Origin of the sequence: Flavisericum labens, from assembly GCF_045446075.1 — a bacterium.
Classification (GTDB): domain Bacteria; phylum Bacteroidota; class Bacteroidia; order Flavobacteriales; family Flavobacteriaceae; genus Flavisericum; species Flavisericum labens.
Window position 1 is genome coordinate 46507 of the sequence record NZ_JBJJBQ010000001.1, and the last position, 16540, is coordinate 63046.

At 36.4% G+C, this 16540-nt stretch carries 9 protein-coding genes; 7 read left to right on the top strand and 2 right to left on the bottom strand.

The annotated features are described in order from the left end of the window. Positions 1–19 precede the first annotated feature (19 nt). The 4 genes from ACIEHO_RS00260 (at position 20) to ACIEHO_RS00275 (ending at position 8177) form a co-directional block, all read left to right on the top strand. The gene (locus tag ACIEHO_RS00260; RefSeq protein WP_406967441.1) at positions 20–1957 is read left to right on the top strand and encodes an alpha-1,4-glucan--maltose-1-phosphate maltosyltransferase; all 1938 of its coding nucleotides are present in this window, start codon (positions 20–22) and stop codon (positions 1955–1957) included. A 2-nt stretch (positions 1958–1959) separates the two neighbouring features. Next, positions 1960–3591 (top strand): trehalose synthase, encoded by a 1632-nt coding sequence (locus ACIEHO_RS00265; protein ID WP_406967443.1) that lies wholly within the window; start codon positions 1960–1962, stop codon positions 3589–3591. Between the two features lie 5 nt (positions 3592–3596). Next, the gene (gene glgB / locus ACIEHO_RS00270; protein WP_406967445.1) at positions 3597–5507 is read left to right on the top strand and encodes a 1,4-alpha-glucan branching protein GlgB; all 1911 of its coding nucleotides are present in this window, start codon (positions 3597–3599) and stop codon (positions 5505–5507) included. A gap of 267 nt (positions 5508–5774) precedes the next feature. Further along, on the top strand, positions 5775–8177 hold the full coding sequence (locus ACIEHO_RS00275; RefSeq protein WP_406967447.1) for a glycoside hydrolase family 31 protein: 2403 nt from the start codon (positions 5775–5777) through the stop codon (positions 8175–8177). A 217-nt stretch (positions 8178–8394) separates the two neighbouring features. Here the strand turns inward: ACIEHO_RS00275 and ACIEHO_RS00280 are convergent, their stop codons facing one another. Continuing rightward, entirely contained in the window at positions 8395–10263 is a 1869-nt protein-coding gene (locus ACIEHO_RS00280; RefSeq protein WP_406967449.1) for a cation:proton antiporter, read from the bottom strand. 138 nt (positions 10264–10401) lie between these two features. Here ACIEHO_RS00280 and ACIEHO_RS00285 point away from each other — a divergent pair, with 138 nt between their 5' ends. Together ACIEHO_RS00285 and ACIEHO_RS00290 are read left to right on the top strand one after the other, a co-directional pair. Further along, positions 10402–11250: a universal stress protein gene (locus ACIEHO_RS00285; RefSeq protein WP_406967451.1), complete on the top strand. Its 849-nt coding sequence runs from the start codon at positions 10402–10404 to the stop codon at positions 11248–11250. Continuing rightward, positions 11247–13454, top strand: coding sequence for a SulP family inorganic anion transporter (locus ACIEHO_RS00290; RefSeq protein WP_406967453.1), 2208 nt, complete (start codon positions 11247–11249; stop codon positions 13452–13454). The genes ACIEHO_RS00285 and ACIEHO_RS00290 overlap by 4 nt, the downstream gene beginning before the upstream one ends. Before the next feature lie 246 nt (positions 13455–13700). Here the strand turns inward: ACIEHO_RS00290 and ACIEHO_RS00295 are convergent, their stop codons facing one another. After that, positions 13701–15479 carry an SLC13 family permease gene (locus tag ACIEHO_RS00295; protein ID WP_406967455.1) on the bottom strand — a complete coding sequence of 593 codons (1779 nt, stop codon included), beginning with the start codon at positions 15477–15479 and terminating at the stop codon, positions 13701–13703. Between the two features lie 172 nt (positions 15480–15651). On the opposite strand from ACIEHO_RS00295, the gene ACIEHO_RS00300 reads away from it, so the two are divergent. Next, positions 15652–16515, top strand: coding sequence for an MBL fold metallo-hydrolase (locus tag ACIEHO_RS00300; protein WP_406967457.1), 864 nt, complete (start codon positions 15652–15654; stop codon positions 16513–16515). Positions 16516–16540 lie beyond the last annotated feature (25 nt).

Genomic DNA, 16540 nt, shown 5'->3' on the forward strand with positions numbered 1-16540 from the left:
CTAAATATCTAACCAAATAATGCTAAATCAAAAAAGAGTTGTAATTGATTATGTGTCGCCCAGCGTTAATTGTGGCGAATTTTACATTAAGCGAGTAGTAAACGAAATTGTTAATGTTGATGCACACATTTTGGCAGATGGCCATGATGTTTTAGGCGCTTCAATATTATACAAACATGAAAACGATAAAATCTGGAACGAAACCCGAATGACCTTGCGCTCTAACGATGAGTGGCACGCCTCCTTTAAAGTTGAAAAACAAGGCTTCTATACATACAAAGTGCAAGCTTGGGTTGATTATGCACTTAATTGGAGGTATGGTTTAATAAGAAAAATTAACGATGGGCAACACGTGGTGTCTGAGTTATTGGAAGGCGCTGAATTTATTGAACCACTGATTAAAAAAGCTAATGGTGATGAAAAGGTATACTTAGAGCATTTGCACCATATTTTTAAGAACGAAACCCACTACGGCGAAGCCATAACTGAAGCAGCTAAAGACAGACTTTACAAAATATTTTTTGATAACCCCGCCAAAATTCTAGCCAACTCGTCAAACGAGTTTCAAGTTTATGTAGATAGAAAACGAGCACGATTTAGCACTTGGTATGAGTTTTTCCCGAGGTCTGCTTCAGAGCAAGAAGGCGTTCATGGTACATTTAACGATTGTGCCCGGTTACTTCCAAGAGTAAAAAGTATGGGTTTCAATGTGGTATATTTACCGCCCATTCACCCCATAGGTGAAGTAAACCGTAAAGGTAAAAATAATACGACTGAAGCCAAACCAGGCGATGTAGGTTCTTGTTGGGGTATCGGCTCTCATTACGGTGGCCATAAAGGTATTCACCCACAACTTGGCAGTTTAGATGATTTTAAAGCTTTAATTCAGGCCGCTAAAGATAATGACCTTGAAATAGCCATGGATTATGCATTACAAGCAGCACCAGACCACCCATGGGTAAAAGACCACCCTAGCTGGTTTAAATGGCGACCAGACGGTTCGGTTCAATATGCTGAAAATCCTCCAAAAAAATATCAAGATATCCTTCCTATTTATTGGGAGAGTGAAGATTACGAAAAACTTTGGAAAGAATGTTTAGATATTTTGATTTATTGGATAGATTGCGGTGTCAACATCTTTCGAGTAGATAATCCACACACAAAGCCGTTCTATTTTTGGAGCTGGATTATTTCTAAAGTAAAAGAAAAACATCCAGATGTTGTCTTTTTAGCAGAAGCTTTTACAGCACCGAAAGTTATGCAACAATTAGCTAAACAGGGCTTTACACAATCTTATACCTATTTTACATGGAGAGAGAGTAAGCATGACCTCATCCAGTATGTTGAAGAACTAACAAAATCGGAACTTAAGGAGTACATGCAACCCAACTTTTGGCCCAATACTCCCGATATTAACCCTTACCATTTACAGGGCGCTAACGAGTCTATGCACATGATACGTTATGCCTTGGCGGCCACATTAAGTTCGTCCATTGGTATTTACGGGCCTGTTTTTGAATATATGTTGTCTGATCCGCTTCTTGGCAAAGAGGAGTATTTAAATTCCGAAAAATTTCAATTCACCCATTACGATTGGAACATAAAAAATAAGCTAATAACACTTATTGCAAAAATTAACTACATCAGAAACTTAAACGAAGCGCTTCAACAAACCAATAACATTAAGTTTTGCCATATCCAAAACGATAATTTAATGGCGTTCTATAAATGGAATGAAGACAGAACCAATGAGATTTTGGTTCTAATCAGTTTAGACTCCCACAATTCGCAGCAAGGTACCGTACAAGTACCGCTGCACGATATTGGTGTTCATCATGGTCACAATCTTGAAATGCACGATTTAATTACAGACAGTCGTTACAACTGGAATAGCGAATGGTGCTTTGTAGAGTTGCATCCTACTTTACCGTTTCATATCTTTAAGATAAACAAATAAACATGTGCAGTAATGTTTCAGCAAAATCTAGCAATCCTGTTTTCGTGAGCTCAAAGCCATGGGAGGAGCTATTGGATTATACAGGTTTTGTTGACACTTTTATGTCTGACGTTCTGGAAGAATATATGGTAAAGCAACGTTGGTATGGTGGAAAATCGAGCCAAATCAAGTATATTGAACTTTCAGAATTTTTTAAAATTCAACAGAATGGAGAAGTTTATTATGGGCTTATTTTAGCAGTTAATTTTGTTGAAGCCTTTTACCAACATTACTTTTTACCCATTGCATTCGTTACCGATGAAGATTTTGCACAAAAAGATCGCATTCTGCCCATTGAGATAAATAATCAATTTGGGTATATTATTGATGCAACTAATTTAGAAGCCTTCAGGAAATTGGTGTTTGAGCGTATTGCCACGGCAGAACCTAAAGACACTACAAAAGTACAATACCACAAAAGCCCTTTATTTAGCAATGTAAATTATGAATCATCAAGGTTTATGGGCTTAGAGCAAAGCAACACTTCGTTGGTTTACAATGAAAAATATGTTTTGAAGTTTTTCAGGCGAATTTTTGCCGACAAAAACCCCGATTACGAAATGAGCCGGTTTTTATCTGAAAAAAAAGAATTCAAAAACACACCTTCTTATTTGGGTAGCATTAATTTAGCGGGTGAAGACGATGTAAACATAACCATTGGACTCATGCAAGAAATGATGCCTAACCAAGGTGATGCTTGGGATTATACGCTAAAGGAATTACACAAAGTATTTTCCAACTTAGAGTATAAAAACATTGCTATTGAAACGTTGCCAAATACCCAATTGTACCAACGATTAAAAATTAATGACATTCCTCCAGAAATTATTGATTGGGCTGGTTTAAATATATTCAACCAAGTACAAACCTTAGCTAAGCGAACAGCCGAAATGCACATTGCTCTGGGGTCTGAGTTTGAAGAAACAGCATTCACGCCTACACATTATAACGGCGATTATACAGTTTGGTTGAAGAATAAAATGCTTTATCAATTTCAAAATAGATTGAACACTGTTGAAAACAATCTAAATAAATTGGAAGGACTGGCGTTAGATTTGGCAAACGAATTTTTAGATAAAAAAAACGCCATAAGAAAACGATTTTTAAATTTTGACTGGACCAAACTAAAAGGTGAACGCATCAGAATACATGGTGATTATCATTTGGGTCAAATTCTGGTTAAAGAAAACGATTTTTACATTCTCGATTTTGAAGGCGAGCCAGAAAGCACTATTCGCGATAGAAAGGTAAAACAACCGCCATTAAAGGATGTTGCGGGTCTATTCAGGTCATTTCACTATGCAATTTATGCCACGGTTTTTAATAATATTGAACAACATTATAAAGCCACTTTAGATGAATTATTTATAGCTTCAGAGGTTTTATATCGTTACATAACAGGTCTGTTTTTAGGTACCTATGTTTCAAAAACGCAAAACGCAAATTTAAATCTTGGCTACAACCAAGAGCGCATTTTCATATTAAAATATTGCCTGCTCGAAAAAGCAGTTTATGAGTTGGGTTACGAACTCAACTCGCGCCCTCAGTGGGCAATCATCCCACTTAAGGGAATATCTAATATTATAAATCATTAAAATATATGGCACAAGTAAAAGTTCACAGTTTATTTACAGAATTTGACATCAATCTTTTTAAAGCAGGGAAACACTATAGACTTTATGAAAAATTTGGTTCGCACCTCGTAACCGTTGATGGAATTGAAGGCGTTTACTTTGCCGTTTGGGCACCTACCGCCAAGCAAGTTTCTGTAATTGGTGATTTTAATTATTGGATTGAGGGCGAGCACCAGCTTAACGTGCGTTGGGATTCAAGTGGTATTTGGGAAGGTTTTATTCCGCTTGTTGAAAAGGGTGCAAAATATAAATACAAAATACAAAGCAATAATAACGATATAAAAACCGAAAAGGCCGACCCCTATGCCCGCCGCTATGAGCACCCACCTAATACCGCATCAATAGTTTGGGACGATGGCTACAAGTGGAAAGACAAAAGCTGGATGAAAACCCGTAAAAAGAACAATGCCCTAGATGCGCCATACTCTGTTTACGAAGTCCATTTAGGGTCATGGAAAAAGAATGTAGAAGAAAATAGGTTCATGTCGTATTACGAATTGGCAGACGATTTAGTCAATTACGTCAAAGACATGAATTTCACGCATGTGGAGCTTATGCCTATCATGGAATACCCTTATGATCCTTCTTGGGGCTACCAACTTACGGGATATTTCGCGCCAACATCGCGCTTTGGTTACCCCGAAGAATTTAAATATTTGGTTGATAAACTTCACCAAAACGATATCGGGATTATTCTAGATTGGGTGCCATCACACTTCCCTGAAGATGCTCACGGCCTGGGCTTTTTTGATGGTTCGCACTTATACGAACATCCCGATAGGAGAAAAGGCTATCACCAAGATTGGAAAAGTTTAATTTTTAATTACGAAAGAAACGAAGTACGTTCGTTTTTGATAAGTAATGCCATTTTTTGGATGGATCAATATCACGCTGATGGCTTACGTGTAGATGCAGTTGCATCCATGTTGTTTTTAGATTACTCTCGCGAAGATGGCGAATGGGAACCTAATATTTATGGCGGCAGGGAAAACTTGGCTGTTATCAGTTTCTTAAAAGAGCTGAACGAAGAGGTTTATGCTTCGTTTCCAGATGTGCAAACCATTGCAGAAGAATCTACAGCTTTTCCTATGGTTTCAAAACCCACTTTTGTTGGTGGCCTAGGTTTCGGAATGAAATGGATGATGGGATGGATGCACGATACGCTTGAATATTTTGCAAAAGACCCGGTTTACAGGAAGTATCACCAAAACGAAATCACGTTTAGTTTGGCATATGCCTTTACCGAAAATTTTATGCTCCCGTTATCGCACGACGAGGTTGTATATGGTAAAAACTCTATTATAGGAAGAATGCCTGGAGATGAGTGGCAGCGCTTTGCCAACCTAAGATTGCTTTATGGTTATATGTTTACGCACCCCGGAACCAAACTATTATTTATGGGTGGTGAATTTGGACAATACAACGAGTGGGATTTTCAAGAAAGCTTAGACTGGAACCTACTTGATTTTAAACCACATATAGACGCGCAAAATTATTATAAAGAACTCAACAAATTCTATAAAACAACACCAGCTCTTTACGAAAAAGCATTCACAGGTGAAGGATTTGAATGGATAAGTTACGATGATCAGGAAAATTGTGTTATTTCATATATCCGTAAAGGGTATAAACCAGAAGAAAATGTAGTTGTAATATGCAACCTAACTCCTTCTATTAGAGAAAACTACCGAATTGGCGTTCCTGTAAAAGGTAAGCTAAAAGAGGTTTTCAATAGTGATTTAGAAAAATTTGGTGGTAGCGGTGTTTCAAACACCAAACAAATCAGTATCAAGAAAACACCTTGGAACGGCAAAGACTATTCAGCAGATGTTACGCTGCCACCTTTGGCTGTTACGGTTTTTCAATTTAAATCTTAAAATTTTGACCTTTACCCCTTTATGAAGAGCAACATAAAGGGGTAAAGATATTTCTTCATATTTAAAGTAAAAAAGCTATTAATTCTTTCAAAAATCAGCTAATTAAAACTTAAAAAAAGTGCTAATCTGTATTTTTTATCGTATCAGCAACTATATCGTTGAATATTTGAGTATTACACAAATATTCAGTTGATTTTTTAATAAAATTAGTCGTTACACAAATTTAAAAATTAGTAATTTCGGCAATTATTATTCACGCATAATTTTATGATATTAAATACAGAATTAGAATATAAAGGAAATTTATTTCCTTCTAAAATAATAAAGTACGAAAAAAACCTGAACGTACTGTCTTTCACTACAGCTAACGGCGTAAAGCTAGAAGTTACTGTGCGTCGCGATAGTATTCTTAGATTTAGGTTTACTACAACAGGTATTTTTGATAACGATTTTTCGTATGCCATAACAAAATATGCCAGCCGTGGTTATAACCACCTAGAAGTTACCGAAGATGATGATAACTATATCATAACCACTTCAAAATTGATATGTCACATTTCAAAACTAGATTTAAGGTCTTCTATTTACGATGCCAAAGATAAAAGTTTGATATGCGAGGACGAACTCGGTTTCCATTGGGAAGAAAGCTATGAATTTGGTGGTGATGTGGTAAAAATGTCAAAAACCGCACAACCAGGTGAGAGTTATTATGGATTGGGAGACAAACCGGTAGACAATAATTTAAAAGGTAAACGTTTTGAGAATTGGGTGACAGACTCTTACGCTTATGGCAGAGACACCGACCCTATTTATAAGGCTATTCCGTTTTACACGGGTCTTCACCATAAAAAATCTTACGGAATATTTTTCGATAATACATTCCGTTCGTATTTCGATTTTTGTAGTGAACGCCGAAACATTACCAGTTTTTGGGCACACGGTGGTGAAATGAATTACTATTTTATCTATGGTCCAGAAATGTCTGAAGTCGTGGCCAATTATACCGATTTAACAGGTAAGCCACACGAAATGCCAGCACTTTGGACGCTTGGTTACCACCAATGTAAGTGGAGTTATTATCCAGAATCTAATGTAAAAGAAATTACGGCCAAGTTTAGAGAACTTAAGATTCCTTGTGATGCCATTTACTTGGATATTGATTATATGGAAGGTTTTAGGTGCTTTACTTGGAGCAAAGAATATTTCCCAGACCCGAAGCGCATGGTAAAGGAACTGGCCGATGATGGTTTTAAAACAATTGTAATCATCGACCCAGGAATAAAAATAGACATGGAGTATTCTGTGTTTAAAGAAGGGCTAGATAAAGACTATTTCTGTAAGCGTGCCGATGGCCCTTATATGAAAGGAAAAGTTTGGCCCGGTGAATGTTATTTTCCAGATTTCACCAAACCAGAAGTAAGAGAATGGTGGTCTAATTTATTTAAAGAACTGGTTGAAGATATTGGCGTAAAAGGTGTTTGGAACGATATGAACGAGCCTGCCGTAATGGATGTGCCAGGAAAAACCTTCCCAGATGATGTACGCCACGATTACGACGGTAACCCTTGCAGCCACCGTAAAGCACATAATGTTTACGGTATGCAAATGGCTCGCGCCACATACCAAGGGTTAAAGAAATTTGCTTACCCAAAAAGACCTTTTGTTATTACAAGAGCAGCTTATTCTGGCACACAACGCTATACTTCTAGCTGGACCGGTGATAACATAGCAACTTGGGACCATTTAAATATCGCCAACCTACAAGCACAGCGTATGGCCATGTCTGGCTTTTCGTTTATTGGATCGGATATTGGCGGGTTTGCTGAACAACCTAATGGAGAACTTTACGCACGTTGGATACAATTGGGTATTTTCCACCCATTCTGCAGAACGCATTCTTCTGGTGATCATGGAGACCAAGAGCCTTGGGCATTTGGTAAAACCATTACCGATGTAGTAAGAAAGTTTGTTGAGATTCGTTATCAATTACTACCATACTTATACACCGCATTTTGGAGATATGCTGATGAAGGTATTCCTATTTTAAAATCGTTAGTACTTTACGACCAAGAAGACCTGCAAACCCATTATAGAAACGACGAGTTTATTTTTGGTGAAAAAATACTGGTTTGCCCTGTTAATGGACCTAACCAGAAAGGACGACGCATGTATATTCCACGCGGAAAATGGTACAACTTTTGGGATGATGAAGTTGTTAAGGGTGGACAAGAGCACTGGGTTGATGCTGATTTAGACAGCATGCCTATCTTTGTAAAAGAGGGTTCCATTATACCTAAATACCCTATACAACAATATGTGGGCGAAAAAACCATTGATGAGTTGATTTTAGACGTTTATTACAAACAAGGTAAAGAAAATTCAATGGTTTATGAAGATGCTCACGACGGTTACGATTATATTAAAGGTAGATACAGTTTAAGAAACTTTAAACTGCATGGTAAAAAAGATGAGCTAATTATCCAACAACATAAATCAGGTAAATATGTAACCACATACAAAACCTTTAAATTGAATTTACATGGCTTGCCTTTTAAAATTTCTAAAATTGAAGTTGACAACGTTGAAATTCCATTTAAAAACCTGAAGCTTAATGGTGATAACACGTTAACTCTTACAAAAGAATTTACCGAGCTACACATCATGGCGTAAGCACATAACATATTAATATTGTAAGCCTCACTTGAAAAAGTGGGGCTTTTTTTGGCCCCAAATTAGATATTGAAAATTATTGATTTTGACAGAAATAAGGACAACATTGTTTTGGACTCAATATGCCCAGTATTAAATCAGACAACCCAAGCCAAAAGAACTATTAGAATTAACTAATCTAGAACAGTTAAACAACGCCTATACAAACTCAGAATAGTCACTCCTCTTTAGATGCTTTGGTTTCCGCCGTGGGCACATTTTCAACATCAAAAGGTTTTCCTAAATACACTAGCTGATAATCTTCTTCAATATCTTTAACCTTTAAACTGTAAGAGGATATAATATGCAATTCACCCTCGTTATCCTTTATAAACAATGGTATAATATCATCGTCACTATTTGAAATTTTAATCAGTTCCTCGTAGTGTTCTTTACTTTCTAAATCAATTTCCTGTATGGAAGGGTGTTTTCTGGTCAATTCAGATAAACTATTAAAATCATCTTTATGAGAAAATAATCCCTCTTTAGGATTATTGGAATCATCCAACATTTCTTGTGTGGTTACCAATCTAAACGAACCATTTTCACCAAATTGAGCACTAAACTTTTTAATGGCGTATTTGTTAATATCTGGATTTCCCGTAAGCGCCATTAAATAACCCACATCACTTAATTCTATATTATCCATTAATGTGTCAGAATAAATATTGGTAGCTATAGCTTCTAAACCCAGTTCTTGAGCTTTTTCAATGTTTCTTTCATTACTGTCTATAAGCACAACATGGCGTCCGTTCGTTTCCAAATAATGACCCAATAACCTTGATATTTTTGAAGCGCCAACAATTAGTATACCTTCAGATTTTTTGAGAAAAACACCAACCAATTTTGCAAACATTCTTGCCGTTGTAGCATTTAATAATACCGTGCCCAGAACTACCATGAATACTAGCGGCGTAATATATTCTGCCCCTTCTACCCCTTGTCTAATAAGTTTACCGCCGAACAGTGACGCGATACCGGCCGCAACAATACCTCGGGGACCTACCCAACTAATAAATGTTTTTTCATTAGTTTTTAATCGGGATCCATGAGTGCAGACAAACACCGCCAACGGCCTAATAATAAAAACAATTACGGCAAACAAAATGGCCGTTTTCCAAGTGTAGAGTAAAGTTAAATCTTGATAATTAATATTTGCTGCCAATAGTATAAATAGGATTGAAATAAGCAGCACACTCAGAGATTCCTTAAAATAAAGGAGTTCTTTAATGTTATTGAGTTTGCTGTTACCTAGCACCATGCCCATAACCACAACTGCCAATAAACCCGACTCGTGCGCAAATACCTCCGACTCTACAAAAACTAAAAGAACGGTTGATAGTGAAACTACATTCAACAAATAATGTGGAATAAATTTTTTGTTAATTGCAAAGGCCAAAGCATGCGCAAACGTAAAACCAAAGGTGGTTCCAAAAAGTATAATTTTACCAAACTCAATTAAAGCTGTTTTTGTAAAACCACTGTCACCTTCAACACTAATAAATTCAAAAACCAATACCGCCACTAAGGCTCCAATGGGATCAATTAAAATGCCTTCCCATTTTAATACTGTAGATATATCTTTTTTAAGCGGAATATTCCTTAAGATAGGGGTTATTACTGTTGGACCCGTAACAATAATTAAGCCCGAAAATAAAAATGATAATTCCCAACTCAATCCAAAAATTTGATTGGCCAAAATACCACCTCCAAAGAATGTAATACCCGAGCCAAGCGTTATTAATTTGGTAATAACCGGTCCCACATTTTTAATTTCAGAACGTTTTAATGTAAGCCCACCCTCAAAAAGAATAATACTAATGGCCAAGGACACAAAATAATAAAGGCCATCGCCTGGAAATAATCCATTCTTTCCGTTCCAAACGGGTTCAATCCACTTACTGCCATCATCACTCAAAAACTCAGCAGCAATAGGTCCTACTAGCAAACCAATTAATATTAAAGGCAAAATGGCCGGAATTTTAAACTTCCAAGCCACCCACTGCGCCAATATTCCTAATATGATGATTCCAGCTAATTCTAACATATAAATACCTATTAAAATGACTAATTTAAATAAAAACAGATGATTTTGGGCGTTTATCTTTATTGTTTTTGGGATTCGTTTTCATGTTTTTAAAAAAATGTTATCTTTCAACTTTTACAAAAATTTTAAAGTCAAAAAGTGTCGATAAAGCCTTTTAAAAATATTGGAATTGGGGTGGCTTATTCCCCAAATTTAAGAGCAAACCTCTTTGAGGCGGCAAGATTGTCAATTTTTTTTGGAGCTAAAATGTACTTAATTCATGTTGGCGAAGCTTCCGAAGAAAAAACAAATATGCTAAGCATAATCTTAAAAAGCTTTAAAAAAGATAACCTTGACTACGAAGTCGTTTTTAAAACAGGAGATCCTGTTGATGTTATTTTATCGGTTTCCGAAGAAAAAAGTATAGACCTACTTATTCTAGGAGCCCTAAAACGAGAAAGGTTCTTTAAATATTACGTTGGTTCAATTGCTAGAAAAATTACTCGAAGATCCAAATGTTCAGTATTATTATTAATAAAGCCCTCGGTTGAACGTGTGCCCTGCCAGCATGTAGTGGTAAACGGATTGGAAGACCCAAAAACCGAACAAACCATAACTGCCGCTTTTTACGTGGCCCATAAACTAAGTGCCGAAAAAATTACTATTGTTGAAGAAATTAAGCAAGAACAGATTTCGGTAAAGGTTGAAGACGATAAATCGTTGCGCCGCGCCAATATTATGAAAGAACGCATTAGAATGCGCGAAAACTCTAGAATCAAAGAAATAATAAGTCATATTCCAGAGGAATACACCGCAAAAAAAAACATAAATCTGCAACCTATTTTCGGAAAGCAGGGGTATTCCATTGGACATTATGCACAAATAGCCCGAGCCGATTTACTGGTTATGAATGCACCCATGAAAATGACATTTTGGGACCGCTTATTTCCGCACGATATTGAGCACATTTTAACCGAGCTGCCAACAGATGTATTGATTTTGCAATGAGCCTAAGAAAGAATAACATAAAATATTTTTTTAAAAGCTTACCCAAAAATATTTTTTCTGGGTTTGTGGTTAGCCTTATTGCATTGCCGCTTGGTTTAGGTCTTGCCATGGCTAGTGATGCTCCACCAATATCTGGTGTTATTGCAGCCATTGTTGGCGGTGTTACTGTGTCTATTTTAGGTGGAAGCCATGTTACCATTGCGGGTCCGGGCAACGGTTTGGTAGGTGTAATTCTTATAGCCATTACAACTTTAGGCCTAGAAAATGCCTATGTGGCCATTATGTTTTCGGGTGCCTTATTAATGCTTTTAGGCTTCTTTAGAATGGGTAAATTGGCCGATTTTTTTCCATCTTCTGCTATTCAAGGGATGCTCGCTGCCATTGGATTAATTATTTTAGGGAAGCAGTTCCACATTATGCTGGCCCATAAAATTAAGAGGCCCGATACGGTAGATTACCTTTTTGAAATTCCCTATACCATAAACGATGCTTTACATTATGGAAGAAGCGGATTGATTTATGCGGCCATAGCTGGCATCATCAGCTTGGCCATTATGGTATTTTACTCTAAAATTAGAAACAAATATTTACAACTCATACCTGCACCCATGTGGATAGTTATATTATCCATCGGGTTTAGTTACTACTTTGAGTTTGGCTTGCACGAACCTAATCCCATAGCCAAAGAATATATGATTTCGGGCATCCCAGAATTTCAACAAATTATAGCCGAATTGCCAACGCCTAATTTTAGTGGTATTTGGAGCCTTTCGTTCTGGGGAAGTGTTTTGGCATTAACGCTCATATCGAGTATAGAATCACTTTTAAGCATAAAAGCCGTTGATAAATTAGACCCTGAAAAACGACGTTCTAACGTAAACAAAGATCTCAAAGCACTTGGTTTGGCAACAATAGGAAGTGGACTAATAGGGGGACTAAACGTGGTAACCGTAATTGCTCGAAGTTCGGTAAATGTAAATAACGGCGCCAGCAACCGGTCTTCTAACTTTTTTCATGCCTTGTTTTTGGTTGTATTTATTGTGTTTTTTAGTTCACAACTCACCAGAATACCGCTACCTGCGTTAATGGCTATTTTGGTTTACACGGGTTACAAACTGGCCTCACCAAAGGTAGTCACAAAAATGTCATCTATAGGAAAAGAGCAGCTCATTATATTTTTTATAACCTTAATCCTTACATTAAAAGTAGGACTAATCACGGGTATTTTAGGCGGTGTCTTAGCCACTTTAATTATTCATTTTGTCATCAATAAAAGTGCTGGCTTATTTTTTAGAAACATTCTGAAACCAAATGTTTTAATGTACAAAGAGCAAGACAGCAAGAACAATTACCATGTAAGTGTTAAGCATTTTTGTAGCTTTTTAAATTATTTTAGGCTAAAGGAAAAATTGGGTGCTGTTCCAGAAACTTCCGATGTAATAGTCGATTTTTCACTTTGTGAATTTGTTGATGATACGGTTATGGAAAACATGAGCGATTACCAAGAGTTATTTGCTAAACGTGGAGGTCATTTTGATGTAGTTGGATTGGATTTGCATGATACAGACTCTAAACACCCGTTTGCTTCAAGACGTTTGCTTAGCGTTCCCAACATTATAAAAAAGAGCTTAACCCGACGTCAAACTAACATGGAGGATTTGGCTGAAGACTACCAACTTAACTACAGCTCCAAACATATAAAAGAAGTTTACTTTTTAAACAACTTCTCATTTTTCAAAACCAAGAATATAGACCATATTTACAATATTTTATCACATGATGAAAGTGATATAAAATTGTTCGATATCGAATTTACCGAAGGTGAGTTTATAGCAAGAGAGGTGGTTCGCACCACTATGATTCATACTCAGTTTAACCAAAACATTCCAAAGTTTACTTTAGATAGAGAAGGCTTTTTGGAAAAAGTTTCGGCTTTTGCCGGATTTAAAGATATTCCTATTGATAACCACGAGGATTTTTCAAAACGTTTTTATTTACTTGGTGAAAACGAAACTAGAATTGCTGAATTTTTTGATGACGATGTCATTCGTTTTTTTGAAAGTAATCCCTATTACCATGTTGAATCTGATGGCGACGCCTTACTTATTTTTGGACGGGAGCGATTGGCCAGTGTAAAAGAAATAAAAGCCCTGTTTGATTTTGGAAAACGACTGAAGCAAGTCATTATAAAAAATCATGGTTAAATTAGCTTTAAACTTGATTTAGATTGTTATAATATTCAATCATTTAAATTTCTGTTTGGTGTTAGGTTGTCATTCCGAACGTTATTGAAATCAAAATATATTTTGATTGAAAATACCAAATTAGAGCATAACGAGGAAGAATCCCATCATTTCCGTCAAGTTGTGAGATTTCTCATCGCTCATACTTCGCTCAGTCGAAATGACAATTAACTGTATATTAGTATTTTTATAATCGAATTCAGCTTTTTAAGCTGGGTAGAACGGAAAAAAATAAGGAATCACGAACGATGCAGCCAGCCAGATAATAAGATTTAAAGGTGTTCCCATTTTTAAAAAATCTATAAACTTATAGTTTCCCGGAGCATAGACCATGGTATTTGTGGGGTAGCTCATTGGTGTCATAAATGTTAGTGAACAAGCAAACATGACGGCTACCAATAACGGACGTTCGCTAATTTGCATAGACTGCGCCAAGGTGATAACAATAGGCACCATTAAAGCAGCTGTAGCTTTACTGGATATTAAATTAGTTAATATAAACGCCGATAAATAAATAATACTCAGCGTGAATTGGGCACTATACTGACCCAAAGTATTCATAATGTAATCGGCAATTAACGCCGCACCACCTGTTTTTTCAAGTGCTGTACCCATGGAAAGTACACCGGCCATCATAAAAATCACCTTCCACTCAACCGCCTTATAGGCTTCCATGGGCTTTAAGACGCCTATTAATATCATTACAAGAGCGCCTACCATGGCACTAATTAAAATAGAAGTTATATTAAGTGATGCCGCCGTAATAACGCCTACACCAATTAACACAGCAGGAATAGCCTTTCTATAGTTGGTCTTCTTTTTTACATATTCCGAAAGCTTTACAATTAGGTTTTGCGATACTAAGCTGTTAATTTCTTCGGGTTGGCCCAGCATCAGCAACATATCGCCTTCTTTTAGGGTAACATGGGTGAGTTTATCATATATAATCTCTCCTCGCTGGCGAATGGCAATAACAGACGAATTATACTGTCTTCTAAAATTGATTTCCTTTAACGAGCTTTCAGATAAACCTGAACCAAAAGGAATAATAACTTCATATAAATTGAAGGACTTATACTTTTTTTCAGCTTCCTGCATACGTTTATTTCCTTTAATACTATAGCCTTCAACATCTAAAAGGCGCGACAAGGTTTCCGGCGGAACGATAATCTTTAAAATATCACCTTCCACTATTCTAGTATCAGTATCAAAATTATGTTTTAAAACACCATTCCGTAGAAGAGAAAGAATATTCACGTTATAGTCATTCACCAATTCGGATTTTCCTATGAATTTGTTTTTATCCCTGCAGTTTTTCTCAACAAAAAGCTCAGTGATATAGGTTTCTGCTTTTTTGGTGAACTCCTCGTTTCCCCCTCTATTTTTAGGTAGCAAAAAAGGCCCCATAATAAAGATATAAGTAAAACCAATGGCCAATAAACAAAGTGCTGCTAAACTAAACTCAAACATTCCAAACTCATCAACGCCATATTTTTTAGCATAACTACTCACCAAAATATTGGTTGAAGTACCAATGAGTGTACAGGTTCCTCCAAAAAGTGCGGCAAATGAAATGGGCATAAGCAACCTGCTTGGGTTAATTTTAGTTTCTCTACAGACCGTTAAAGCTATGGGGAGCAATAACGCTACCACTGCTGTATCATTAATAAATGCTGAAAACAGCCCTGAAATGGAACAAAATACAATTAAAGCAACACTATAATGTATTTTAGCCAACTTTATAATTCTATGGCTAAGTCCATCTAAAATACCAGAACTAAAAATACCCCCACTAACCACAAAAATACAGCCCAAAGTAATAGTAGCTGGGTGGTTAAAACCCGAAAAACCTTCTTCAGGGCTTAGTACACCAGCAACTATAAACATGGCCATAATGAGTATGGAGGTGGTATCAATAGAAAAATAGTCCCTAACAAAAAGGATTACACCAAAAAGAATAATAGCAAAAGTTATTATCATGTCCATTTTCTGAAATTCTTTTTATAAAACTACGCTAATTTATATACTTAAATTTAGTTCATTTTTCATGTGTATCAAAAATAATGTTTGGGGTAAGTGTTAAATTAAAGCTATAATTTACACTGAAAACCTTATATTTTTACCACTTTTATTAATTTGCAAGACTTAAAAATTTTCAATGCGATTATACCCCATACATGCAGGAAATCTAAAACTTGATGGAGGAGCTATGTTTGGAGTAGTACCCAAATCATTATGGAGCCGTACCAATCCGGCCGATACCAATAATATGATTGATATCGCCACCCGTTGCCTGCTCATTGAAGATGGGGACAGGCTAATATTAATCGATAATGGAATGGGCAATAAGCAATCCGACAAATTTTTTGGTTATTATTACTTATGGGGTGATTTCAGTTTAGATAATTCTTTAAAACAATACGGTTTCCATCGCGATGATATTACCGATGTTTTTTTGACCCATTTGCATTTTGACCATTGTGGCGGCAGCATTCAATGGAATAAAGATAGAACAGGTTACCAACCTGCTTTTAAAAATGCACACTTTTGGAGTAATAAAGACCATTGGCTTTGGGCAACAGAACCCAATAGGCGAGAAAAAGCATCTTTCCTAAAAGAGAATATACTGCCCATGGAAGAAAGCGGGCAATTAAAGCTTACCTCGCTTCCAAATGGGGATATACTTAAAAAATCAGAATTGGATTTCGACATTTTCTTTGCAGACGGCCATACCGACAAGCAAATGATTCCGCTTATTACATACCAAGACAAAACTATAGCCTTTATGGCTGATCTTTTGCCAACGGTTGGTCATTTGCCGCTACCCTACGTTATGGGCTACGATACAAGGCCTTTATTAACATTAAATGAAAAAGAAACCTTTTTAAACTTAGCTGCAAAAAACAATTTCTATCTGTTCTTAGAGCATGACGCACATAACGAAATCATCACGGTTAAAAACACCGAAAAAGGGGTTAGGCTAAACGAAACATTTACAACCCGAGATATATTTAATTTATAAAACAATAGACTAATTCAAATATTAC

Bases quoted from the DNA above. Each gene is read 5' to 3' on its own strand.
- ACIEHO_RS00260 (WP_406967441.1), top strand. From the start codon at position 20: ATGCTAAATCAAAAAAGAGTTGTAATTGATTATGTGTCGCCCAGCGTT.
- ACIEHO_RS00265 (WP_406967443.1), top strand. From the start codon at position 1,960: ATGTGCAGTAATGTTTCAGCAAAATCTAGCAATCCTGTTTTCGTGAGC.
- glgB (WP_406967445.1), top strand. From the start codon at position 3,597: ATGGCACAAGTAAAAGTTCACAGTTTATTTACAGAATTTGACATCAAT.
- ACIEHO_RS00275 (WP_406967447.1), top strand. From the start codon at position 5,775: ATGATATTAAATACAGAATTAGAATATAAAGGAAATTTATTTCCTTCT.
- ACIEHO_RS00280 (WP_406967449.1), bottom strand. From the start codon at position 10,263: ATGTTAGAATTAGCTGGAATCATCATATTAGGAATATTGGCGCAGTGG.
- ACIEHO_RS00290 (WP_406967453.1), top strand. From the start codon at position 11,247: ATGAGCCTAAGAAAGAATAACATAAAATATTTTTTTAAAAGCTTACCC.
- ACIEHO_RS00295 (WP_406967455.1), bottom strand. From the start codon at position 15,479: ATGGACATGATAATAACTTTTGCTATTATTCTTTTTGGTGTAATCCTT.
- ACIEHO_RS00300 (WP_406967457.1), top strand. From the start codon at position 15,652: ATGCGATTATACCCCATACATGCAGGAAATCTAAAACTTGATGGAGGA.